Annotated in this window: 16 protein-coding genes and 2 pseudogenes; 11 read left to right on the forward strand and 7 right to left on the reverse strand. The window is 60.5% G+C overall.

Annotated features, from left to right (window positions below; translation table 11 throughout):
• Positions 1-104 precede the first annotated feature (104 nt).
• The 3 genes from ACIOYV_RS19175 to choX all read right to left on the reverse strand — a co-directional run bounded on the left by ACIOYV_RS19175 (position 105) and on the right by choX (position 3,189).
• Positions 105-1,070 carry an L-carnitine dehydrogenase gene (locus ACIOYV_RS19175; protein ID WP_133835668.1) on the reverse strand — a complete coding sequence of 322 codons (966 nt, stop codon included), beginning with the start codon at positions 1,068-1,070 and terminating at the stop codon, positions 105-107.
• A gap of 211 nt (positions 1,071-1,281) precedes the next feature.
• Positions 1,282-2,169, reverse strand: a complete 888-nt coding sequence (locus ACIOYV_RS19180) for a 3-keto-5-aminohexanoate cleavage protein (protein WP_054616877.1) — start codon at positions 2,167-2,169, stop codon at positions 1,282-1,284.
• A 75-nt stretch (positions 2,170-2,244) separates the two neighbouring features.
• Entirely contained in the window at positions 2,245-3,189 is a 945-nt protein-coding gene (choX, locus tag ACIOYV_RS19185) for a choline ABC transporter substrate-binding protein (RefSeq protein ID WP_054616876.1), read from the reverse strand.
• Between the two features lie 210 nt (positions 3,190-3,399).
• Here choX and ACIOYV_RS19190 point away from each other — a divergent pair.
• Positions 3,400-4,406: pseudogene (locus tag ACIOYV_RS19190) on the forward strand (GlxA family transcriptional regulator).
• 46 nt (positions 4,407-4,452) lie between these two features.
• On the opposite strand, the gene ACIOYV_RS19195 reads toward ACIOYV_RS19190, so the two are convergent.
• The 3 genes and pseudogenes from ACIOYV_RS19195 to ACIOYV_RS19205 form a co-directional block, all read right to left on the reverse strand.
• On the reverse strand, positions 4,453-4,869 hold the full coding sequence (locus tag ACIOYV_RS19195; RefSeq protein WP_401326036.1) for a DUF3010 family protein: 417 nt from the start codon (positions 4,867-4,869) through the stop codon (positions 4,453-4,455).
• 33 nt (positions 4,870-4,902) lie between these two features.
• Positions 4,903-5,133, reverse strand: a pseudogene (locus tag ACIOYV_RS19200) (helix-turn-helix domain-containing protein); the annotation flags it as partial.
• A 7-nt stretch (positions 5,134-5,140) separates the two neighbouring features.
• Positions 5,141-5,542, reverse strand: a complete 402-nt coding sequence (locus tag ACIOYV_RS19205) for a lysozyme inhibitor LprI family protein (protein ID WP_163911114.1) — start codon at positions 5,540-5,542, stop codon at positions 5,141-5,143.
• A 231-nt stretch (positions 5,543-5,773) separates the two neighbouring features.
• Between ACIOYV_RS19205 and ACIOYV_RS19210 the strand changes: the two genes are divergently transcribed.
• The 10 genes from ACIOYV_RS19210 to ACIOYV_RS19255 all read left to right on the forward strand — a co-directional run bounded on the left by ACIOYV_RS19210 (position 5,774) and on the right by ACIOYV_RS19255 (position 22,288).
• Positions 5,774-6,751, forward strand: coding sequence for a dipeptidase (locus tag ACIOYV_RS19210; RefSeq protein ID WP_008033250.1), 978 nt, complete (start codon positions 5,774-5,776; stop codon positions 6,749-6,751).
• Between the two features lie 162 nt (positions 6,752-6,913).
• A complete protein-coding gene (locus tag ACIOYV_RS19215) occupies positions 6,914-7,444 on the forward strand; it encodes a DUF5943 domain-containing protein (RefSeq protein ID WP_093514145.1) in 531 nt (176 codons plus the stop codon).
• A 15-nt stretch (positions 7,445-7,459) separates the two neighbouring features.
• Positions 7,460-9,520 carry a dimethylglycine demethylation protein DgcA gene (dgcA, locus tag ACIOYV_RS19220; protein ID WP_265041350.1) on the forward strand — a complete coding sequence of 687 codons (2,061 nt, stop codon included), beginning with the start codon at positions 7,460-7,462 and terminating at the stop codon, positions 9,518-9,520.
• Positions 9,521-9,694: 174 nt separating this feature from the next.
• Positions 9,695-11,644 (forward strand): dimethylglycine demethylation protein DgcB, encoded by a 1,950-nt coding sequence (gene dgcB / locus ACIOYV_RS19225; RefSeq protein ID WP_401326041.1) that lies wholly within the window; start codon positions 9,695-9,697, stop codon positions 11,642-11,644.
• On the forward strand, positions 11,644-12,864 hold the full coding sequence (locus tag ACIOYV_RS19230) for an electron transfer flavoprotein subunit alpha/FixB family protein (RefSeq protein WP_054616873.1): 1,221 nt from the start codon (positions 11,644-11,646) through the stop codon (positions 12,862-12,864). Before dgcB ends, ACIOYV_RS19230 begins: the two co-directional genes overlap by 1 nt.
• A 15-nt stretch (positions 12,865-12,879) precedes the next feature.
• Positions 12,880-13,650, forward strand: a complete 771-nt coding sequence (locus ACIOYV_RS19235) for an electron transfer flavoprotein subunit beta (protein ID WP_054044216.1) — start codon at positions 12,880-12,882, stop codon at positions 13,648-13,650.
• A gap of 110 nt (positions 13,651-13,760) precedes the next feature.
• Positions 13,761-14,327: a GNAT family N-acetyltransferase gene (locus tag ACIOYV_RS19240; protein WP_401326045.1), complete on the forward strand. Its 567-nt coding sequence runs from the start codon at positions 13,761-13,763 to the stop codon at positions 14,325-14,327.
• Positions 14,328-15,548: 1,221 nt separating this feature from the next.
• Positions 15,549-19,001 carry a GMC family oxidoreductase N-terminal domain-containing protein gene (locus ACIOYV_RS19245; RefSeq protein WP_401326048.1) on the forward strand — a complete coding sequence of 1,151 codons (3,453 nt, stop codon included), beginning with the start codon at positions 15,549-15,551 and terminating at the stop codon, positions 18,999-19,001.
• A 140-nt stretch (positions 19,002-19,141) separates the two neighbouring features.
• The gene (locus ACIOYV_RS19250; RefSeq protein ID WP_054044213.1) at positions 19,142-21,010 is read left to right on the forward strand and encodes a hypothetical protein; all 1,869 of its coding nucleotides are present in this window, start codon (positions 19,142-19,144) and stop codon (positions 21,008-21,010) included.
• A 27-nt stretch (positions 21,011-21,037) separates the two neighbouring features.
• Positions 21,038-22,288, forward strand: coding sequence for a metallophosphoesterase family protein (locus ACIOYV_RS19255; RefSeq protein ID WP_401326051.1), 1,251 nt, complete (start codon positions 21,038-21,040; stop codon positions 22,286-22,288).
• 100 nt (positions 22,289-22,388) lie between these two features.
• On the opposite strand, the gene gbcA is transcribed toward ACIOYV_RS19255, so the two are convergent.
• The gene (gene gbcA / locus ACIOYV_RS19260; protein WP_401326054.1) at positions 22,389-23,684 is read right to left on the reverse strand and encodes a glycine-betaine demethylase subunit GbcA; all 1,296 of its coding nucleotides are present in this window, start codon (positions 23,682-23,684) and stop codon (positions 22,389-22,391) included.
• Between the last annotated feature and the right edge of the window lie 8 nt (positions 23,685-23,692).

The following is a 23,692-nucleotide window of genomic DNA, read 5'->3' on the forward strand; positions in this document are numbered from 1 at the left end:
AGGAGCGAGGCTTGCCCGCGAAGGCGGTATTCCTGCCGTAGAGATCCGTCGGATGTACCGGCCTCTTCGCGGGCAAGCCTCGCTCCTACAGGGGTTAGCAGCGCTTAGTCGGCAAACGCCATCCCATGCTTCTCTTTGGTGGTTTTCACCGCTTCCAGCACCGCCAGCAGGCAATCATCACGATAGCGCTCCAGCGCCGAGATGCTATGCGTGCCCAACTGATCACTGGTGCCATCCACCACATCATCGATCAACTTGTCAGTCAGTTCCGGCGCTGGCAAATAGGTCCAAGGCAACTGCAATGCTGGCCCGAATTGCGCCATGAAGTGCCGCATACCCGCGTCGCCACCGGCCAGGGTGTAGGTCAGGAAAGTGCCCATGAACGACCAACGCAGCCCCGCGCCAAAGCGAATCGCATCGTCGATTTCACCGGTGGTCGCCACACCATCGTTGACCAGGTGCAGCGCTTCACGCCACAGCGCTTCGAGCAAACGGTCGGCGATAAACCCCGGCACTTCCTTGCGCACGTGCAACGGACGCATGCCCAAGGATTCGTAGACTTTTATCGCCGCTTGAATGGCTTCCGGCGCGGTGTTCTTGCCGCCGACCACTTCCACCAATGGCAGCAAGTAAACCGGGTTGAACGGGTGCCCGACCACGCAGCGTTCCGGGTGGGTCGACCCTTCGTAGAACTCGCTCGGCAACAGCCCCGAGGTGCTGGAGCCGATCAGGGCATTGGGCTTGGCCGCCGCGCTGATTTTGCCGTGCAGTTCGAGTTTCAGTTCGAGGCGTTCCGGGGCGCTTTCCTGGATGAAATCCGCATCGCGCACGCATTCTTCGATGGTCGCGACAAAGCGCAGGCGATCTTGCGAAGCGCCGGGCGCCAGGCCTTGTTTCTCCAGCGCGCCCCAGGCATTCGCGACCCGCTTGCGCAGCGCCGCTTCGGCACCGGGCGCCGGGTCCCAGGCCACCACGTCGAGGCCATGGGCGAGGGCGCGGGAGACCCAACCACTGCCGATGACACCGCTGCCCAGCGCGGCGAAGGTTTTGATTTCGGTGATAAAGCTCATGGCGACTTCCTGAATAATTTTGGTGATCCCTTGTGGGCCGAACCTTTGTGGCGAGGGGGCTTGCCCCCGTTGGGTCGCGCAGCGGCCCCAAATCCTGCAATTTCGGTGTGCCTGGCACACTGCATGCGATGATTTACGACTGCTTCGCAGCCGAACGGGGGCAAGCCCCCTCGCCACACAAGCCTCGCTCCTACAGAGTTTTACGTGTGGGTTAACCGCGCTTGGTCAGGCCCATTTTTGCCCGGCCTTCGGCTGGGGTCAGAACGCGCGCACCGAGGCGGCTGAGGATTTCGCTGGCGCGTTCGACCAGTTGGCCGTTGGTCGCCAGTACGCCTTTGTCCAGCCACAGGTTGTCTTCCAGACCGACCCGCACGTTGCCGCCGAGCAGCACCGCTTGCGCGGCCATCGGCATTTGCATGCGGCCGATACCGAACCCGGCCCAGACCGCGTCGGCTGGCAGGTTGTCGACCATGGCTTTCATGGTGGTGGTATCGGCCGGCGCGCCCCACGGGATGCCCAGGCACAGTTGGAAAAGCGGGTTATCGAGCAAGCCTTCCTTGATCATCTGCTTGGCGAACCACAGGTGACCGGTGTCGAAGATTTCCAGCTCGGCCTTCACACCTAGCTCTTGAATGCGTTTGGCGCCAGCGCGCAGCTGGGCCGGGGTGGACACGTAAATCGTGTCGCCATCGCCGAAGTTCAGGGTGCCGCAATCCAGGGTGCAGATTTCCGGCAGCAATTCTTCAACGTGGGCCAGACGGGTCAGCGGGCCGACCAAGTCGGTGTTCGGGCCGAACTCCATCGGGTTCTCGCCAGCGCCGATTTCCAGGTCGCCGCCCATGCCAGCGGTGAGGTTGACGATGATGTCCACGTCCGCCTCGCGGATACGCTCCATCACTTCGCGGTACAGCGCGACGTCACGGCTGAACTTACCGGTTTCGGGATCGCGAACGTGGCAGTGGACCACGGTGGCGCCAGCCTTGGCGGCTTCCACGGCGGCGGCTGCGATTTGTTTCGGGGTGACCGGCACATGTGGGCTTCTGGCGGTCGTGTCGCCAGCACCGGTGAGTGCGCAGGTGATGATGACGTCGTGGTTCATTTGGCGGTTCCTTGCAGGCGTGATTTAGCCGTCCGCAGCCCATACAGGGCTGCGAGTCGGTGGTTTATTTCGGGTTTATTTACTGGTCAATTGCAGGTTTTCAGCCGCTGGTTTGCCATCGAATGTGGTCACACCTTCGAGCCAGCGTTGCTTGTCTTGCGGGTGATCCTTGAGCCATTGCTTGGCGGATTCGAAGGCGTCCTTGTGATCCAGCAGCGGCTGCATCATCCGGCTCTCGTCTTCGGCGGTGTAGGTCAGGTTGCTGAGCAAGCGGCTGACGTTCGGGCATTGCTGTGCGTAGTTCGGCGCGGTGACGGTCCAGACCGTGGCCATGCCTTCATTCGGGCCCAGGGCGTCTTCGCTGCCGGTGAGGTAGGTCATTTTCACGTTGACGTTCATCGGGTGCGGCGCCCAGCCGAAGAACACGATCGCTTCGTTGCGCTTGGTGGCGCGAGTGACGGCCGAAAGCATCCCGGCTTCACTGGACTCGACCAACTGGAATTTGCCGAGGCCAAACTGGTTCTTGGCGATCATGTCCTTGATTTGGGTATTGGCGCCCGAGCCAGGCTCGATGCCGTAGATCTTGCCGCCCAGTTCTTTCTCGAACTTGGCGATGTCGGCGAAGGTTTTCAGGCCCTTGTCGGCGAGGTAAGTCGGCACGGCGAGGGTGGCGCGGGCGTCTTTCAGGCTTGGCGCTTCAAGCACTTTGACCTGCTTGCCATCGACGAACGGGGTGATGGTCTGGGTCATCAGCGGGTTCCAGTAACCGAGGAACATGTCCAGGCGCTGGTCGCGGATCCCGGCGAAGATGATTTGCTGGGACGCGCTGGTTTGTTTGGTGTTGTAGCCGAGGCCGTCGAGCAATACCTGAGTCATGGCGCTGGTGGCGATCACATCGGTCCAGTTCACTACACCCATGCGCACGTTCTGGCACGCGGCGGGGTCGGCGGCCATGACATTGGCGCTCAACAAAGCGGTACCGCTGAGTGCAAGAACACAGCTGCTGATCAGTCGTTTCATGGTGGGGTCCTCGGCAGGTCGTTATTGTGGGTTCCGGTGTCTTCGTGCGCCGGTGATGACCAAGTTACGCACCAATGCCCCCGTTAAAGCGCACTGCGGCGACCAGCTCTTGCACTGCAGCGACCTGCCCCCTTGAATGCCATCGACAAGTGGCGTATCAACGTCCACACGCTACCCGCCCTCACGTTCCCCGCCAGTCGAGTGCGCTCCATGTCCCAGGATTTCTACTTCATGTTGATGCCGGGTTTCTCGGCCATCGGTTTTATCTCGGCCATCGAGCCGCTGCGGGTCGCCAATCGCTTTCGCGGCGAGCTGTATCGCTGGCATGTGCTGAGCGCCGATGGCGGCGCGGTGTTGGCCAGCAACGGCATGTCGGTCAACGCCGACGCGGCACTGGAACCGTTAAAGAAAGGTGCGACGCTGTTGGTGGTCGCCGGTTTCGAACCGCTGAAATTCGCCACCCCGGCGCTGGAACACTGGCTGCGTCGGCTGGACAACGAAGGCGTGACCCTTGGAGCCATCGACACCGGCAGCTTCGTTCTTGCCGAAGCCGGCCTGCTCGACGGCCATCGCCTGACCCTGCACTGGGAAGCCATCGACGCGTTCAAGGAATCCTATCCACAGCTCAGCGTCACCCAAGAGCTGTTCGAGATCGACCGCCGCCGCATCACCTCGGCGGGCGGCACCGCCTCCATCGACCTGATGCTCGACCTGATCGGCCAGGCCCACGGCCCGGAACTGGCGATCCAGGTCAGCGAACAATTCGTACTCGGCCGCATCCGCCCGCGCAAAGACCACCAACGCATGGAAGTCGCCACGCGCTATGGCATCAGCAACAAGAAGCTGGTGCACGTGATTGGGGAGATGGAACAGCACAGCGAACCGCCGTTGAGTACGCTGGAACTGGCGGAGTCGATCAAAGTCACCCGACGGCAGTTGGAGCGTTTGTTTCGGTTGCACCTGAACGATACACCGAGCAATTTCTACCTGCGATTACGCCTGGAGAAAGCGCGGCAATTGCTGCGTCAGACCGACATGAGCGTGCTGGAAGTGAGCATCGCGTGCGGGTTTGAATCACCGTCGTATTTCACCCGCAGCTATCGGGCGCGGTTTGAGCGGTGTCCGCGAGAAGACCGCCGACAAAGCCAAAAGGTACACCCGTAGGAGCGAGGCTTGCCCGCGAAGAGGCCGGCACATTCAACATCACCGTCGCCTGACACGCCGTCTTCGCGGGCAAGCCTCGCTCCTACAAGTGGTATGACGTTATTTCTTCACCAGGGCAGAACACGCCGCTTTATAAGCCTCATGCTGATACTTGTTCAGCGTCCCCGGTAGTTCAAAATTGTGCTTTTTGGCCTGGGCATTGATCGTCTGCGGCGACAACAGCGTCACCTCGCAATTCTCCAGCAACTGAAAAATCCCCTCGATCTTGAACGTCGTCGGCCCACCGGCGAACTCACCCTTCTTGCTGCGCTTCTTGATCGCAATCCGGTCAATGGAATTCTCACGCACAAACGATGCAACCTGAGCGGCGAAGACCTTGACGTTGGCAGCCTCGTCGTCATCGTCCAGGGCGATTTTCTTGGTGGCCAGGGCGACGTGGCTAAGCGCCTGACCGTCAAGCGAGGCCACGGCGATGATCGCTTCGTTGCCTTTGATTTCGATGCCGCAGATGTTCATTGGATATTCCTTAACGAGCTGATGGCGGAGAGCTTACAACTCAAGCTGATCGGCGTTGATGCCAAATACTGCTGCAATCTTCTCGCGGGTTTGCTTGCGGGGCTTCGAAACGCTTTCTAGCTCGGCAAAGGCCGATTGCGAAACGCCCATGCGTTCGGCAACTTCATCCTGAGTAAGATTCAGGTATTCACGCCAGGCCTGAACCGGGAGCGCGCCGTTGACGATACGGATGACTACTTCGTGGGGGATCATATTGTTTTCCATTACAGCCTCACTCCTGCGAAATCGACTCCAAAAACTCCGACCGCTCATCACTCATCCGCGCCACACAATCATTCTGCGCAATGGTGAACGCCTTGCTACCGCTCGTCGCCGGGAAGGCCTCCACCGCGCAATCCGCATCCCGGGTCTTCAGCCACTGCTGCTGGGCAACCTTGAGTTTTTCGGTGATGTCGCTCAATTGCGCCTTGTTTTTGCCGTAAACCGACTGCAGGCGCTCGTTCAGGCCCTGGTAGTTTTCTTTAAGCAGATCTTCGGCGGTGGTTCTGCTGTAGGCCGAGCATTCCAGGGTCTGGACGTCGTTTTCGACGGCATCGCAGGGGTTGTTGTCGGACTCTTCAGCCGCCTGTACGCCGGTCGCTATCAGTGCCAAAGCCAGGAAGATCGATTTCATTGAGTCGCCCTAAATCCAGTAAGCATCCATTGATGCGCCGAATTCTGGCGCATGCGCAGGCCCTTGAACAGGTGCGTGATCGGTCGCGGCGACGACCCTTTGTCGCGGATTGACGCTTTCGGCAAACCCCCTGTCGTTTTTGCACCCGGCTGCCCCGGTCCTCAGGCATATGCTGGCCCCAAAGCGCCGGCACACGATTCGGCGCATGAATCGCTAATAGGGGACAGCCTGATGAGCCCAGCCGAATTGCACGCCGACAGCATCGTTATCGACGGGCTGATTATCGCCAAGTGGAACCGCGAGCTGTTTGAAGACATGCGCAAGGGCGGTCTGACCGCGGCCAACTGCACCGTGTCGGTGTGGGAGGGTTTCCAGGCCACCGTCAACAACATTGCTGCCAGCCAGAAGCTGATCCGCGAGAACAGCGACCTGGTGATTCCGGTGCGGACCACCGCCGATATCCGCAAGGCGAAGGAGCAGGGCAAGACCGGCATCCTCTTCGGCTTCCAGAATGCCCACGCGTTTGAAGACCAGATCGGCTATGTCGAGGTGTTCAAGCAGCTCGGCGTCGGTATTGTGCAGATGTGCTACAACACCCAAAACCTGGTCGGCACCGGTTGCTATGAGCGCGACGGCGGCCTGTCGGGCTTCGGTCGTGAAATCGTCGCCGAGATGAACCGCGTTGGCGTCATGTGCGACTTGTCCCACGTGGGTTCGAAAACTTCCGAGGAAGTCATCCTCGAATCCAAGAAACCAGTGTGCTACTCCCACTGCCTGCCGTCGGGCCTGAAAATTCACCCGCGCAACAAATCCGATGAAGAACTGAAGTTCATCGCCGATCACGGCGGTTTCGTTGGCGTGACCATGTTCGCGCCGTTCCTGGCCAAGGGCATCGATTCGACCATCGACGACTACGCCGAAGCCATCGAATACACCATGAACATCGTCGGCGAAGATGCCATCGGCATCGGCACCGACTTCACCCAGGGCCATGGCCAGGACTTCTTCGAATACCTGACCCATGACAAGGGCTACGCCCGCCGCCTGACCAGCTTCGGCAAGATCATCAACCCGCTGGGCATCCGCACCGTCGGCGAGTTCCCGAACCTGACCGAAACCCTGCTCAAGCGCGGCCACTCCGAGCGAGTCGTGCGCAAGATCATGGGCGAGAACTGGGTCAATGTCCTCAAGGACGTCTGGGGCGAATAAATAACGATCCCTTGTAGCAGCTGCCGAGGCACGAGGCTGCGTTGCGGTCCGCAGGACCGCCCTCGGGGGCCGCTTCGCAGCCCAACGCAGCCTCGCAGGCTCGGCAGCTGCTACGGATGCTACGGCACACCAACATAACGAATTTTCTGGAGTTAAGTTTCCATGGCCAAGATCGCCCCGCAATTGCCAATCGAAGTCGACAGCGAAACCGGTGTCTGGACCTCCGACGCCCTGCCGATGCTGTATGTACCGCGTCACTTCTTCGTCAACAACCACATGGGCATCGAGGAAGTGCTGGGCGCCGAAGCCTACGCCGAGATCCTCTACAAGGCCGGCTACAAATCCGCCTGGCACTGGTGTGAAAAAGAAGCTGAATGCCACGGCCTGGAAGGCATTGCGGTGTTCGAACACTACATGAAGCGCCTGTCGCAGCGCGGCTGGGGCCTGTTCAAGATCCAGGACATCGACCTAGATAAAGGCACCGCCAGCGTCAAGCTCGAACACTCGGCGTTCGTCTACGTGTACGGCAAGGTCGGGCGCAAGGTCGACTACATGTTTACCGGTTGGTTTGCCGGCGCCATGGACCAGATTCTTGAGGCTCGCGGCAGCAAGATTCGCACCGTTGCCGAGCAAGTCTACGGTGGCTCCGAAGAAGGCCACGACGACGGCCTGTTCACCGTCAAGCCGTTGTAAGTCGAGGAACCCGCCATGGCTTTCGAAGCAATGTTCCAGCCGATCCAGATCGGCAAACTGACCATCCGCAACCGCGTGCTCAGCACCGCGCACGCCGAGGTGTATGCCACCGACGGCGGCATGACCACCGACCGGTACGTCAAGTATTACGAAGAGAAAGCCAAGGGCGGGATCGGCCTGGCGATTTGCGGCGGTTCCTCCAGCGTGGCCATCGACAGCCCGCAAGGCTGGTGGAAGTCGGTCAACCTGGCCGATGACCGGATCATTCCGCACTTCCAGAACCTGGCCGACGCCATGCACAAGCATGGCGCCAAGATCATGATCCAGATTACCCACATGGGCCGACGCTCGCGTTGGGACGGCGAGCATTGGCCAACCCTGCTGTCGCCATCGGGCATCCGTGAACCGGTGCACCGCGCGACCTGCAAAACCATCGAGCCGGAAGAAATCTGGCGGGTGATCGGCAACTACGCCAGCGCCGCTGCGCGCGCCAAGGCCGGTGGCCTCGATGGCGTTGAACTGTCGGCAGTGCACCAGCACATGATCGATCAGTTCTGGAGCCCGCGAGTCAACAAACGTACCGACGAATGGGGCGGCAGCTTCGAGAACCGCATGCGATTCGGCCTGGAAGTATTGAAGGCTGTGCGGGCGGAAGTCGGCCCGGATTTCTGCGTTGGCATCCGTCTGTGCGGTGACGAGTTCCACCCGGACGGCTTGTCCCACGAAGACATGAAGCAGATCGCCAAGTACTACGACGACACCGGCATGATCGACTTCATCGGCGTGGTCGGCTCGGGTTGCGACACCCACAACACCCTGGCCAACGTTATCCCGAACATGAGTTATCCACCGGAGCCATTCCTGCACTTGGCCGCCGGTATCAAGGAAGTGGTCAAGGCTCCGGTGCTGCACGCACAGAACATCAAGGACCCGAACCAGGCGACCCGCATCCTGGAAGGCGGCTACGTGGACATGGTCGGCATGACCCGCGCCCATATCGCCGACCCGCACCTGATCGCCAAGATCAAAATGGGCCAGGTTGACCAGATCAAACAATGCGTCGGCGCTAACTACTGCATCGACCGTCAGTACCAAGGCCTGGACGTGCTGTGCATCCAGAACGCCGCCACCTCTCGTGAATACATGGGTGTGCCGCACATCATCGAGAAGTCGACCGGTGTGAAACGCAAAGTCGTGGTGGTCGGTGCCGGTCCTGCGGGGATGGAAGCGGCTCGCGTGTCTGCCGAGCGTGGCCACGACGTGACCCTGTTCGAGAAGAAAGAATTTATCGGCGGGCAGATCACTACCGCCTCGAAAGCCCCGCAACGGGACCAGATCGCCGGTATCACCCGCTGGTTCCAACTGGAGCTGGCGCGTCTGAAAGTCGACCTGCGCCTAGGCGTGGCGGCCGATGCGGCGACCATTCTCGACCTGCGTCCGGATGTGGTGGTGCTCGCGGTTGGCGGTCATCCATTCCTGGAGCAGAACGAGCACTGGGGCGCGGCTGAAGGTCTGGTGGTCAGCAGCTGGGACATCCTTGACGGCAAGGTTGCGCCGGGCAAGAACGTGCTGGTCTACGACACCATTTGCGAATTCACCGGGATGTCCACCGCGGACTTCCTCGCCGACAAGGGCAGCCAGGTCGAGATCGTCACCGACGACATCAAGCCGGGCGTAGCCATCGGTGGTACGTCGTTCCCGACCTACTACCGCAGCATGTACCCGAAAGAAGTGATCATGACCGGCGACATGATGCTGGAGAAGGTCTACCGCGAAGGCGACAAGTTGGTGGCGGTGCTGGAAAACGAATACACCGGCGCCAAAGAGGAGCGGGTGGTGGACCAGGTCGTCGTCGAAAACGGCGTGCGTCCGGACGAAGAAATCTATTACGCGCTGAAGGAAGCGTCGCGCAACAAGGGCCAGATGGACATCGAAGCCTTGTTCGCGATCAAGCCGCAGCCATCGCTGAGCCAGGCGGGTGACGGCTACTTGCTGTTCCGCATCGGCGACTGCGTGGCCCAGCGCAACACCCACGCGGCGATCTATGACGCGCTGCGGTTGTGCAAGGATTTCTAAGAGCTTGTGGATAACCCTGTAGGAGCGAGGCTTGCCCGCGAAGGCGTCCTGACATTCAACATTGATGTCGGCTGATCCATCGCCTTCGCGGGCAAGCCTCGCTCCTACAGGGGATCGAGCAAGGCATCCAGGTAGTTTGGCCTGCAAGACCCCGAGGTCTTTGGGAGCTCCACCATGTTGAACACCCTTCTTCCAATCCTGTTGTTCGCTGCCCTGGGCCTCGCTGTCCTCGGCGCGTTGCGGCGGGTGGCTATGTGGCGCCGGGGCCGTGCCTCGAAGGTCGACCTGATCGGCGGCCTGTTCGCCATGCCCAAGCGCTACATGGTCGATTTGCACCATGTGGTGGCGCGGGACAAATACATCGCCAACACCCACGTCGCCACGGCTGGCGGTGCGGTGGCGTCTATCGTGCTGGCGATACTGGTGCACGGTTTTGGCCTGCACAGTCGAATTCTCGGCTTTGCGCTGTTGATTGCTTCGGCGGTGATGTTCGTCGGTGCGATTTTCATGTTCCTGCGTCGTCGCAATCCCCCGGCTCGCCTCTCCAAAGGGCCGTGGATGCGTCTGCCGAAAAGCCTTTTGGCGTTCTCGGCGAGCTTCTTCCTGTTGACCCTGCCGGTCGCCGGCATCCTTCCGGAAAACTTCGGCGGTTGGGTAGTGGCTGCGATCCTCGGCGTCGGTGTGCTGTGGGGCGTTAGCGAATTGTTCTTCGGCATGACCTGGGGCGGGCCGATGAAGCACGCCTTCGCCGGTGCTTTGCACCTGGCCTGGCACCGTCGCGCCGAACGTTTTGGCGGTGGTCGTTCCACCGGTTTGAAACCTCTCGACCTCAACGATCCAACCGCGCCATTGGGTGTGGAAAAACCCAAGGATTTCACTTGGAACCAACTGCTCGGCTTCGACGCCTGCGTGCAGTGCGGTAAATGCGAAGCCGCCTGCCCGGCCTTCGCCGCCGGCCAGCCGCTGAACCCGAAAAAACTGATTCAAGACATGGTGGTCGGCCTCGCTGGCGGCACCGACGCCAAGTTCGCCGGCAGTCCGTACCCAGGAAAGGCAATTGGCGAACACGCCGGTAATCCGCATCAACCGATCGTCAACGGTCTGGTCGACGCTGAAACCCTGTGGTCCTGCACCACTTGCCGCGCCTGCGTCGAGGAATGCCCGATGATGATCGAGCACGTCGATGCCATCGTCGACATGCGCCGTCACCTGACCTTGGAAAAAGGCGCGACCCCGAACAAGGGCGCCGAAGTCCTGGAAAACCTGATCGCCACCGACAACCCGGGCGGCTTTGCGCCGGGCGGGCGGATGAACTGGGCGGCGGACCTGAACCTCACGTTGATGAGCGAGAAGAAGTCCGTCGACGTGCTGTTCTGGGTTGGCGACGGTGCTTTCGACATGCGCAACCAGCGCACCCTGCGCGCCTTCGTCAAAGTGCTGAAAGCGGCCAAAGTCGACTTTGCGGTGCTCGGTCTTGAAGAACGCGACAGCGGTGACGTGGCCCGACGCCTGGGCGATGAAGCAACGTTCCAGCTGTTGGCCAAGCGCAACATCCAGACCCTGGCCAAGTACAGCTTCAACCGCATCGTTACCTGCGACCCGCACAGCTTCCATGTGCTGAAAAACGAGTATGGGTCCTTCGACGGCAACTACCTCGTGCAGCACCACAGCACCTACATGGCGGAAATCATCGGCGCTGGCGCCCTGAATCTTGGCCAGCACAAAGGCAGTAGCGTGACGTATCACGATCCGTGCTACCTCGGTCGCTACAACGGTGAATACGAGGCACCGCGCGAGGTACTGCGGGCCCTCGGGATAGAAGTGAAGGAAATGCAACGCTCCGGTTTCCGCTCGCGCTGCTGCGGCGGTGGTGGCGGGGCGCCGATCACCGACATTCCGGGCAAGCAGCGGATCCCCGACATGCGCATGGACGACATTCGCGAAACCGGTGCTGAACTGGTGGCCGTGGGTTGCCCGCAATGCACCGCGATGCTCGAAGGCGTGATCGAACCCCGTCCGCTGATCAAGGACATCGCCGAACTGGTGGCCGACGCTTTGCTCGAAGACGCTGCACCGAGCAAGCCAAACACCCCGGCCAAACGTGAACCTGCGGAGGCCCACTGATGAGCGACATTATCCGCCGCGACCCCCGCGCCGAATGGATTGCCCGTAACCGCTTGCACCCGCTGCACGCGGCGATGCAACCGGCGCAACACAGCTGGATGGGGCCGAACGGCGTCATCCGCAAAAACCTGCATGGCATCGGATTTATCGGCCCCAATGGCATCAAGCGGATCGACCGCAGTGGCGCGCAGCAGGGCGGGGCAACCAAACGCTCGGCCGCTGTTGAAGTGCAATTGCCGCTGCATCAAGTGGCCGCACCGGCGTTTTACATCAGCGTGGTGCCGGACATGGTCGGCGGCCGCTTGAGCAGCCATGACCGCGACTTGCTCGGCCTGGCGCATCAACTGGCCGGCAAGGACGGTGCGGTGTTGGCCGTGGTCTTCGGCGAACACAAGGAAAATGCCTTCGCCACCGCCGGTGTCGATCGCTTGCTGGTACTGGAGGGCGATCAATTCAACGGTTATGCACCGGAACAACGGGTCCAGGGCCTGCGGGCTGTGGATAACCAGTTCAACCCGCGTCACTGGTTGCTGCCGGACAGTCGCAGCGGTGGCGGTGAACTCGGTCGGCGCTTTGCCGCGGCACTGGGCGAACGCCCGGCCACACGGGTCTGGCAGGTCAAGGATCAGGAATGCATCGGCCGTGCCGGCGCTGGCTTGCAAGACCTTGCCCGCCCGGTTGCACGTTTGATCCTGGCCGCCGTCGAGTGTGCCGAGCCGGTCAGCGAAACCCGCCACGAAGCCTTGCCCGTGGAGTTATCCACAGCCGTGGTGCGCAGCCTGTCGCGCATCGAGGATTTGGGCGCGGTGGCGGTGGACCCGGCGGCGATTCCGATGGCCGAAGCGGAATTCATCTTCTCCGGCGGCAACGGGGTCAAGGACTGGGGACTTTTCCACAGGACCGCCGAAGCGTTGGGCGCGACCGAAGGTGCATCGCGGGTGGCGGTGGACGATGGTTTCATGGCTCGCGACCGTCAGGTCGGCGCGTCTGGCACCTGGGTCACCGCACGGGTCTACGTGGCCGTGGGGATTTCCGGGGCGATCCAGCACCTGCAAGGCATCGGTGCCTGCGACAAGGTGGTGGCGATCAACCTCGATCCTGGCTGCGACATGATCAAACGGGCCGACCTGTCGGTGATCGGCGAGAGTGCCGAGATTCTTCAAGCCTTGATCGATGCGATGGCGGCTTATCGCAACGACGCCAAGCGCGATGCGGCTTAAGGGAAGGAAAAGCTCATGAGTACGAACGTCATCAGCCTGGTGTCCATCGGCGCCCACCCGACCTCCGGCCGGCCACGCCGCGCCGAGCAGGACGCGCGCGCCGTGGAACTGGGCCTGCAACTGGCTGGGGATAACCTGCAAGTGCTGCATGCCGGCGACGTTGCGGAACCGGCGCTGCGTGCCTATCTGGGCATGGGCCTGGAACAACTGCATGTGCTGGAACAACCGGAAGGCGCCGACGCATTGCCGGCGTTGACCGCTTATTTGCGCGACGCCGGGGCTCAAGTGGTGCTCACTGGTAGCCAGGCGGAAACCGGCGAAGGCTCGGGCATGTTGCCGTTCCTGTTGGCGGAAAGCCTCGGCTGGCCGCTGGTGGTGGGGTTGGCTCAGGTCGAATCCATCGACGGTAATTCGGCCCTGGTGTTGCAAGCCTTGCCTCGTGGTCAGCGGCGTCGCTTGAAGGTCCGGTTGCCGTTCTTGGCGACTGTGGATAACGCAGCGCCGAAGCCTCGGCAAAGTGCTTATGGCCCGGCTCGGCGTGGAGTGTTGCAGGCGGATGAAGTCGAAGTCATCGACGATGAATTGCTGGCGGTCGCGACCCTGCAACCGGCCAAGCCTCGGCCTAAGCGCCTGAAAGTGATCAAGGCCAAAAGCGGCGCCGATCGCATGAAAGCCGCGACGGCCAAGGCCAGTGGCGGCGGTGGGCAAGTGCTCAAAGGCGTGACGGCGCAGGCGGGGGCTGAGGCGATTCTCAAGTTGCTGATTGAAGAAGGCGTCGTCCGCTAATCAAAAAAATGTGGGAGCGGGCTTGCTCGCGAAAGCGGTGTGTCAGCTGACATCAATGTTGAATGTCAGTCCGCCTTCGCGAGCAGGCTCGCTCCCACAGGGGGAAAACAATGGCTGTGGAATTTCGTTCGGCCCTGCGCTCGGATGCGTGGGAGATTGCTCGCTTGTTTCAGATTTCATCAGAAGGCGCGGCGGATTACATCTGGAGTCAACTGGCCCAGCCTGGCCAGGATCTGTTGGATGTCGGCGCCAGTCGCTACGCCCGTGACGATGTGGATTTCTCTTATCAGAACTGCCTGATCGCTGAGGCCGAGGGCAACGTGGTCGGCATGCTGCACAGCTACGTCATGCGCCATGATCCCGAGGCGGCTCCCGTGACCGATCCGGTGCTGGCGCCGTACGCCACGATGGAAATCCCCGACACCCTATATATCTCGAGCCTGGCCCTGCATGAAGGCTGGCGCAATCAGGGCCTGGGCCAGCAATTCCTCGCCTACGCCTACGACCGCGCCAATCAGCTGGGGCTCAATGGCCTGAGCCTGATCGACTACGCCGCCAACACCGGTGCGCGGCGGTTCTATGAGCGGCATGGGTTCCGGGTTGTGGATACCTGCCAGATCACGCCGCTTCCGATGATTCGGGTGACGGGGGAGGCGTATCTGATGTATCGCCCGTAAAGCCGAACCAAACCCCCTGTAGGAGCAAAGCTTGCTCGCGAAGAGGCCGTCACGTTCAACATCGATGTCGCCCGACCTACCGCTATCGCGAGCAAGCTCGCTCCCACAATGGACAGGCGGTGTGCACACCATTTGTTATCGACATAGAACTCCTGTGGGAGCGAGCTTGCTCGCGATGACGGACAGACATTCAACATCATTGTTGCCTGATATACCGCTTTCGCGAGCAAGCTTCGCTCCTACAGAGGCTTTTACGATTTATACACAATCCCTGTTATCACTTCTGTGGATAACATGTTCACCCCTCGCTACACCCCATACAAACCAAGCCCTGCAAGCCTTCGTACAAAAAACAACCAGCCTAACCCACGGTTTTTTCGAGCTTTTTCCCGAGGATAAGTTTAATAGTTGCCCCCAATCTCTGTTGGCGCTTCTGTGGATAAGATGTTCGCTGTCCGCTACAGGCCATACAAACCGGGCTTATCAAGCGGCTGATCAAAAAACACTCAATTCACCGTTTTACACCAACAAACCCCTCGAAAACCCCGACTTATCAAGCCTTCCCACGGTTTTCCACAGTTACACCAAAGTTGCCCCCAAAGTCTGTTGGCGCTTCTGTGGATAAACTGTTCGCCATCCTCTACAGCCCATACAAACCGTGCCTCACAAGCATCTGATCAAAAAACACCCAATCACCCTCGCAAACCCTGCTTCTGGATAAGTCACGGTTTTTCTTGATTATTTATCATCAACTTTTCGTAAAAACCCATAGTTGTCCCCATTAGCTGTGGGTGGAGGTGTGGATAACTTGTTCGCTAAACGCTGCAAGCCACGCCGTTTATAGCGCCGAACGCGATAGATCAGATTTCATACAGTTCTAAGGCGCTTCCTTGACTTCAAACTGCCGCATGTCTTCACTAACCAGTTACCAAGGACAGCCGCAACTTATCCACATCTGGTTCAGGGAGAACGTGTGATGGATAGCCAGACACACCGCTCGCACCCCATTCCCTGCACGACCTGCGTCCCGGCCGCCGCGACTTCGCTGCGCAAGCGAATCCATCGCCGTGCCGCCAATCAGCGTGCGCGTCTATAGCGCCTGACTCTTTTCGATAACACCGCTGGCTGCCGCCGAATCCGTTCGGTGGCCAGGTACTCGTTCGTCCGTTGAAAGCAGGCAACCGCAGAGTTGCCCCATCTGCCTGATAGAGGGAAAGACCCATGACCCGGATAGCTACGCCCATCAGCGACATCAAGGAACATTACGACGTGATCGTCATCGGCTCCGGCTATGGCGGCGGGATCGCGGCTTCGCGCCTGTCCCGGGCCGGCAAGCGAGTTTGCCTGCTGGAGCGTGGCCGCGAGATGCAGCCCGGCGAGTACCCGAACACCATGATCGCGGCCACCGAGGAATTGCAGGTGCATGACCCGGATGGCCACATCGGTTCGCGCACGGGATTGTTCGACTTGCACGTCAACGCCCAGCAAAACGTGGTGGTCGGGTGCGGCCTCGGGGGCACGTCGCTGATCAACGCCAACGTCGCCCTGGAACCGGAACCCGGTGTGTTCGACGACCCGCGCTGGCCGCTGGCGGTGCGTGAACATCGCGACACCTTGCTCAAGGACGGTTACGCCCGGGCCCGGGAAATGCTCAAGCCCAATCCGTACCCGAACACGTCGCCGGTATTGCCGAAACTCGAAGCCAACAAGAAGTCTGCGGAGTACCTCAAGCAAGGCGCGCATTTCTATCGACCGCCGATCAACGTGACCTTCGACAAACTGCCGAACAACCTCAACCACGTCGGCGTCGAGCAACTGCCGTGCAACCACTGCGGCGACTGCGTTTCTGGCTGTAACAACAAGGCCAAGAACACCACGCTGATGAACTACCTGCCGGACGCCTGGAACCACGGCGCGGAGATTTTCTGCCAGGCCGAAGTGCGGCATCTGGAGCGCGACGGCGATGGCTGGATCGTGCACTTCCAATACCTGGACAGCGGCCGCGAGAAGTTCTCGGCGCCGACGCTGTTCGTCAAAGCCGACATTGTGGTGGTGTCCGCCGGCACCTTGGGCTCCACCGAAATCCTCCTGCGCTCGCGGGACAAAGGCTTGTCGACGTCCAACCAGCTCGGCGAGAACATGAGCGGCAACGGTGACATCCTCGGCTTCGGTCATAACTGCGAACAGCCCATCAACGGCATCGGTTTCGGCGCGCACCCGGCCAAGGAGTTGCAGCCGGTCGGCCCGTGCATCACCTCGATCATCGACATGCGCACCGAAGGCGACTGGCGCAGCCGCATGGTCATCGAAGAAGGCTCGATCCCCGGCGCCCTTGGCCGGCCCATGGTACCGAGCATGGCCGGGTTCGCTGAACTGATCGGCAAAGCCACTGACGACAGCTTCACCGGCCAGTTGAAGTACAAGGAACGCGAAGCCGAAAGCTTCCTGCGGGGGCCGTATTACGGTGCGCTGCACAACATGCAGACGTACCTGATCATGAGCCACGACGACGGCAAGGGTCGCATGGTGCTAGACAGCAAGGATCAGCTGCGCATCGATTGGCCGGGCGTCGGCGAGCAGGAAAACGTCAAACTTGGTAACGAACGTTTGCACCTGAGCACCAAGGCGTTGGGCGGGATTTGGGTCGAGAATCCTATCTGGACCAAATTGCTCAAGCACAGCATCGTTTCTGTCCATCCGTTGGGCGGTTGCGTGATGGGCGAGGACGCGGGGCAGGGCGTGGTCAACCACAAGGGCCAGGTGTTCAGCGGTGCGAGTGGCACTGACGTGTACGCCGGTTTGTACGTGACCGACGGCGCGGTGATCCCGACGTCCCTGGCGGTCAATCCGCTGCTGACTATCTCGGCGGTGAGCGAGCGCAACATGGGCCTGCTGGCGGCTGATCGCGGCTGGACAATTGATTACACGCTGCCCTCGGCACCGCGCAAACAAGTGGCGCCGCCGACTCTTGGCGTGCAGTTCACCGAAACCATGAAGGGCTACTTCTCCAAGGATTTCACCCAGCCCCAAGGCACCGATCTCCCACTGTATGAGACAGCGGCCAAACGCGGCGAATCGGAAAACTCGCCGATCGAATTCACCCTGACCATCACCGCCAACGACCTCAACCGCATGATCAAGGAACCGGCCCACGCCGCGACCCTGGTCGGCACGCTGAACGCGCCGGGCCTGTCGCCACAGCCGCTGACCGCCAGCAACGGTGTGTTCAATCTGTTCGAGCAGTACGAAGAACAGGTCGGCGTGCGCCACATGAAATACGACATGAAACTGACCGCCGAGGATGGTCACGACTATTTCTTCAGCGCCTTTAAAACCGTGCCTGAAGACAACGGCGTGCTGAATATCTGGCACGACACCAGCACCCTCTACGTCACGTTGTATAACGGTCCGGACAAGACCGGCGCGGTGATCGGTTCCGGGGTGATGCACATCCACCCGACCGACTTCGCCAAGCAAATGACTACCATGAAAGTGCTCAATGCGCGCAACGAGCGCGAGCGCATCGAAGGGCTGGCGCGCTTCGGAAAGTTCTTCGCTGGCATCCTGTGGGAAAGCTATGGCGGAGTGTTCGCGGGCGATATCTACTTCAACCCGGATGCGCCCCCACGGCTGAAACGGCCGCTGGATGCGCCACCACCGAGCGTGCATTTCTTCCAGACCGAGGACAATGTCGAACTGCGCCTGACCCGATATCAGGGCGGCATTAAAGGCCCGGTGATGCTGGTGCATGGCTTGGGCGTGGGCTCGAACATTTTCTCCACCGACACCATCCAGACCAACCTGTTGGAATTCCTGTGCAAGCACGAGTTCGACGTGTGGCTGCTGGATTTGCGGGTGAGCATCCTGCTGCCGGCGAGCAAGAAGGAATGGAATGGCGACCAGATCGCCCAGTACGACTTCAAGGCCGCCATCGCGCAGATCCAGCAGGCGACCCAGGCGAAAGACGTGCAATGCGTGGTGCATTGCTACGGGGCGACGACATTCTTCATGTCGCTGCTGGCCGGCTTGCAAGGTGTGCGCTCGGTGGTCTGTTCGCAGATTGCAGCGGATACCGTCGTGGCCACTGCGACAGGTCTGAAGGCCGGTTTGCACCTGCCGGGGATGCTCGATGCGATCGGTGTGAAATCCCTCACGGCCTACGCCGACAACAAGGAAAACTGGTTCAACAAACTCTACGACAAAGCCCTCAACGGCTATGCGCGGATCGAGGCCCAGGGCTACTGCACCAACCCGGTGTGCCACCGCATCACCTTCATGTACGCGTCGCTGTACCGCCACGACACCCTCAACGAAACCCTGCACGACAACCTGCATGAATTGTTCGGCGAATCGAACATGCAGACCTTTGAACACCTGGCGCTGATCGTGCGCAAAGGGCATCTGGTGAACTTCAAGGGTGAGGACGTCTACATGTCGCACTTCGATCGGCTGAGCATGCCGATCTGCTTTATCAGCGGCGCGGACAACCAGTGCTACCTGCCAGAAAGCACGCTCAAGACCTATGAGCGGGTGTGCAAGGTCCACGGGCCGGAAAACTACAGCCGGCAAGTGGTGCCGGGCTATGGCCACATCGACTGCATGTTCGGCAAGGACGCGGTGGTCGATGTGTACCCGATCATCCTGCAACACCTGGAGAAAACCGCTATCGGCTAGGTGGTAGACCGAGGCGAACCCTTCGCGGGCAAGCCTCGCTCCTACAAAAGCGACGCAAAACCTGTAGGAGCGAGGCTTGCCCGCGAAGGCGATCTACAAGGCGCTACACCTCGCGGGTCATGCACAAGGAAATGGATGATATGGACAGTTACATCCGCTGGTTCCAACGCTTCATCTGGCTAGGCATCGTGATGAATATGTTCTTCGCGCTGCCGGCCCTGTTCGCCCCGGCGCTGCTGACGTCGATGCTCGGCCTGCCACCGCAACTCTCCGATCCGTGGCTGGAAAACGCCGGCATGTTGCTGGTCGGCATCAGCGTGTTCTACATGCCGTCAGGCTTCAACGCGCCACGCTTCGTGGTGCATTCGTGGTTGTGCGTGCTGTCGCGGTTGATCGCCGTGGCGTTCTGGATTTACCTGATCAACACCAGCAACCAGGCCACGGTGTTCGTGCCGATGTTTCTCGGTGATTTGAGCATGTTCCTGATCCTCGGGATCCTGCTGTACCTCGGCACCACGCCGGCCACGCGGCCCTTGGCGTTGCTCTGCGACGGCTGGCGGGAATGGCGCGCAGGTTGGGCGTTGCGCTGGCAAAGCCACGGCTTCAAGGTCGGTACGCTGATCGTGGTGCTGCTGGTCGGATTCATCGGTTACGAAACCTGGTACCAGATGCTGCGGGTGGTGCCGGCGGAGAAGTACGCATCCGACGAAGACCACTACAAATACGCCGCCATCGGCCTCGGCATCGAAGCGCGGATCCCGTATTACTTGTTCGCCGTACTGCCGCAGATGTGCCCGGAAAAGCTGCCGAAACCCGGCGGCTACGAGGTCTTCGGCTTCCTGTTCGAAAACGGCAAGGACCTGCCGATCGGCATGGCCAAGCGGCAGATCGGCTACCCGACCGTCGAGCCGAACTGCGCCCTGTGTCACACCGGTTCCTACCGCGCGAATGCTGGCGAAGTCGCGACGCCGGTGGCCACCGCGCCGGCCAATACCCTGCAACTGCAAGCCTTCCAGTGGTTCGCCTACGATTGCGCCAGCGACCCGAAATTCACCACCGACGCGGTGATGACGGCGATCAACGGCAAGTTCCAGCTCGGGTTTTTCGAGCGCTTGTACAACCGCTACCTGATCATCCCGATGGCCAAGAGCGCGTTGCTCGCACAGAAACAGGCCTACGCCTGGCAGAAGCTGCGTCCACCTCAAGGACCGGGACGCACCGACACGTTCAACCCGACCAAAATGGTGGTGTTCGGCTTCCCGGATGACTCGACCATCGGCACTGTGGACCTGCCGCAAGTCTGGAACCAGAAACCCCGGGAATCGCTGTACCTGCACTGGGACGGCAACAATAACGACATTCACGAACGCAACTACGCAGCGGCGATGGCCGTAGGTGCGACGCCGGAATCGGTACTGCCGGAAAGCTTCAATCGCGTCACCAACTGGCTGCTCGGCACCAAGCCACCGGCGTGGCCGTGGGGACTGGATCAGGCCAAGGTCGCTCAGGGCAAACCAATCTGGGACAAAAACTGCGCCGGTTGCCATGAGTTCGGCCGCACCGACACCGGCCAGGTCACCACCAACATCGAAGAACTGGGCACCGATCCCCATCGGCTGGACTCGTTCACCACCGGTCTGGTGACCGCGTTCCACGGCTTCAAGAAACCGCCGTTCGACTTCAACGCCTACCGCAAGACCCAGAGTTACAGCAACACCCCCACCGACGGCATCTGGATGCGCGCGCCGTACCTGCACAACGGTTCGGTGCCGACGCTGTGGGATTTGCTGCAACCACCGGAACAGCGGCCACAGGTGTTCTTCACCGGCTCCGACGTCTACGACCAGGAGAAAGTCGGCTTCGTCACCAGCGGCGCCCAGGCCAAGGCTTCGGCGGATTTCAAATACGACACGCGATTGGAAGGCAACCACAACAGCGGCCATCTGTATGGCACGCAGCTGTCGGACATCGATAAACGGGCGCTCATCGAATTCATGAAAACCCTGTGATCCCACTACGGATGGAGGAATGCCAACATGTCACTGGTCAGTCATTGGGAACATGAGTACGACAAAGTCAAAGTGCGCCTGCACGGGCTGTACACGCGACTGGAAATGTCATGGAAAAAACTCATCAGCGAGCTGGAGCCCGAGGAGTTCCAGGCCATTGTCGCGCTGCTGCAACGCGGTCACGACCAGGCGCAATATGTGCTCAAGCACGGCGACTTGCCGGACGATGAACCGAGCGTGCCGTGGGAGTTGTCCCACGGCTTGTCGATCCTGCACATCGGCAATGCCACGCCGTTGCCGCAATCCACCGACGACCTGCAAACCCGGGTGCTCAAGGACGGCAGTCTGCTCGGTTGTCGCAAATGGGAACTGCTGGATTTGCTGTGGAGCGAGGCGCTGCTCAAGTGGATCGAAAACCTGCGGCATCACGCGACGTTTGCGACCACTCCGGCGCTGATGAAAATGGACAGCGACGTGACCCTGGCCATCGCTGGCGACTGGGGCACCGGGCCGTTCGACAGCCATGCTCCAGCGGTGGCGGTGGCGAATCAGATGCAACTGGCCCAGGCGGATTTCACCGTTCACTTGGGGGACGTGTATTACGCGGGCACCCACTCCCAGGAAGACGTCGACATGGTCGGCTGGCCGATGGGCAAGCACGGCTCGTTCACGCTCAATTCCAACCACGAGATGTACAGCGGCGCCCACGGTTACTTCAAGGAACTGGCCAAGCGTTTCCCGACGCAGCAGGGCACCAGTTATTTCGCGTTGTACAACGATGATTGGGTGGTGATCGGACTCGACAGCGCCTACGCCTCGGACGCGATCAACCTGTACATGGACGGCACGCTGAACCAGGAACAGATCGCCTGGATGAAAGAACTGCCCCAGCGCAAGAAGATCATGGTGCTCAGTCATCATCAGGGTTTCGATATCTCCGGGCACAACACCACGCCGTTGTTCAAAACGGTGTGTGATGCCTTGGGGCGTGAGCCGGATTATTGGTATTGGGGGCATTTGCACAACGGCATCTGCTACGCCGCGCAGGGGCGGTTGCATGCGCGGTGCGCCGGGCACGGGGCGATTCCGTATGGCAATGCCAGTGAGCTGGATGGGCATTCGCGGGTGTTGTGGTCGGAGACGCAGAATGCGGGGGATGAGGCGTATCCGCTGCGGGTGTTGAATGGTTATGTGAAGGTGCGGTTGGTGGGGGAGAACATCGAGGAGACGTTTATCGGGGAGGATGGGTCGGTGCGATGGTCTTCATCAGCCCAATGATCTTGAGTGAATGAAAGATCGCTTTCGCGGGCAAGCCTCGCTCCTACAGGAGATCGTATTTCCCCTGTAGGAGCGAGGCTTGCCCGCGAAGCTTTTGCTATTAGCCCTGAACCGGAACGCCTTTGAGGTAAGGCGCAGGCTCAGCCCCCAAATTGCTCAGCAACCGCTCGCTGTACCAATCCACAAAGTTCACCACGCCAAACTCATAGGTCTTGGAGTAAGGCCCAGGCTGGTAAGCGGTGGAGTTGATCCCGCGCTGGTTCTCTTCAGCCAGGCGACGGTCCTGATCGTTGGTCGCATCCCACACCTGACGCATGCGGTCCACGTCGTAGTCCACGCCTTCAACCGCATCCTTGTGCACGATCCACTTGGTGGTGACCATGGTTTCCTGGGCGCTGATCGGCCACACGGTGAACACGATGATGTGGTCGCCCATGCAGTGGTTCCACGAGTGCGGCAGGTGCAGGATGCGCATCGAACCGAGGTCCGGGTTCTTGATCCGGCCCATGAGTTTGGCGCAGCCCTGTTTGCCGTCGAGGGTCATCGACACGGTGCCCTTGAGCAGCGGCATGCGCACGATGCGGTTACGCAGGCCGAAACTGGCGTGGGCGTAAGGAATCTTCTCAGCTTCCCAGGCAGCGGCAGAGGCGGCGACGTGGTCCTTGAACGCCTGGTCGGCGCGCGGGTCGGTGACGTCGTCCCATTCCAGCAGGGTTTTCAACAGTTCCGGGTGCGACGCGTTGCAGTGGTAGCACTCGCGGTTGTTTTCCAGCACCAGTTTCCAGTTGGCCTTTTCCATCAAGGTGGTGGTAATCGCCACCTTGGTGTTCTCCATGTCGTACGGTTCCATGTAATGGTTCAGCGTCGACAGGAAGTCATCAATGGCCGGCGGGTTCTCCGACAGGCTGATGAAGATGTAGCCGCCAGCGGTCTTCACGTTCACGGGCTTGAGGCCGTATTGCTTCATGTCGAAGTCGGCGCCCATTTCGGTGCCGGCGAACAGCAGGCGACCGTCCAGCTCATACGTCCACTGGTGGTAATGGCAGACCAGTTTGGCGACTTTGCCTTTTTCACTGGTGCACAGGCGCGAGCCACGGTGACGGCAAACGTTGTGGAACGCATGGATCACGCCTTCGGCGCCGCGAATCACGATGATCGGGTTCTTGCCGACTTGCAGGGTCAGGTAGTTGCCCTTGGTCGGGATTTCGCAGGCCATGCCGGCGATCAACCACTCTTTCTGGAAGATCTCCTGCATATCGATATCAAACAGCCGCTCGTCAGAGTAAAACGGCTGCGGCAGCGAGAAAGTGCGCTCGCGTTCTTGCAGCATCTGCGCGGTGGCCTTGCGTGCGGGTTCCAGCGGATCGCCCAGGCTGATTTTTGCGGTGACGTCCATCGATTTGA

It is taken from the genome of Pseudomonas sp. NPDC087342 (assembly GCF_044744265.1).
Lineage (GTDB): Bacteria > Pseudomonadota > Gammaproteobacteria > Pseudomonadales > Pseudomonadaceae > Aquipseudomonas > Aquipseudomonas nunensis.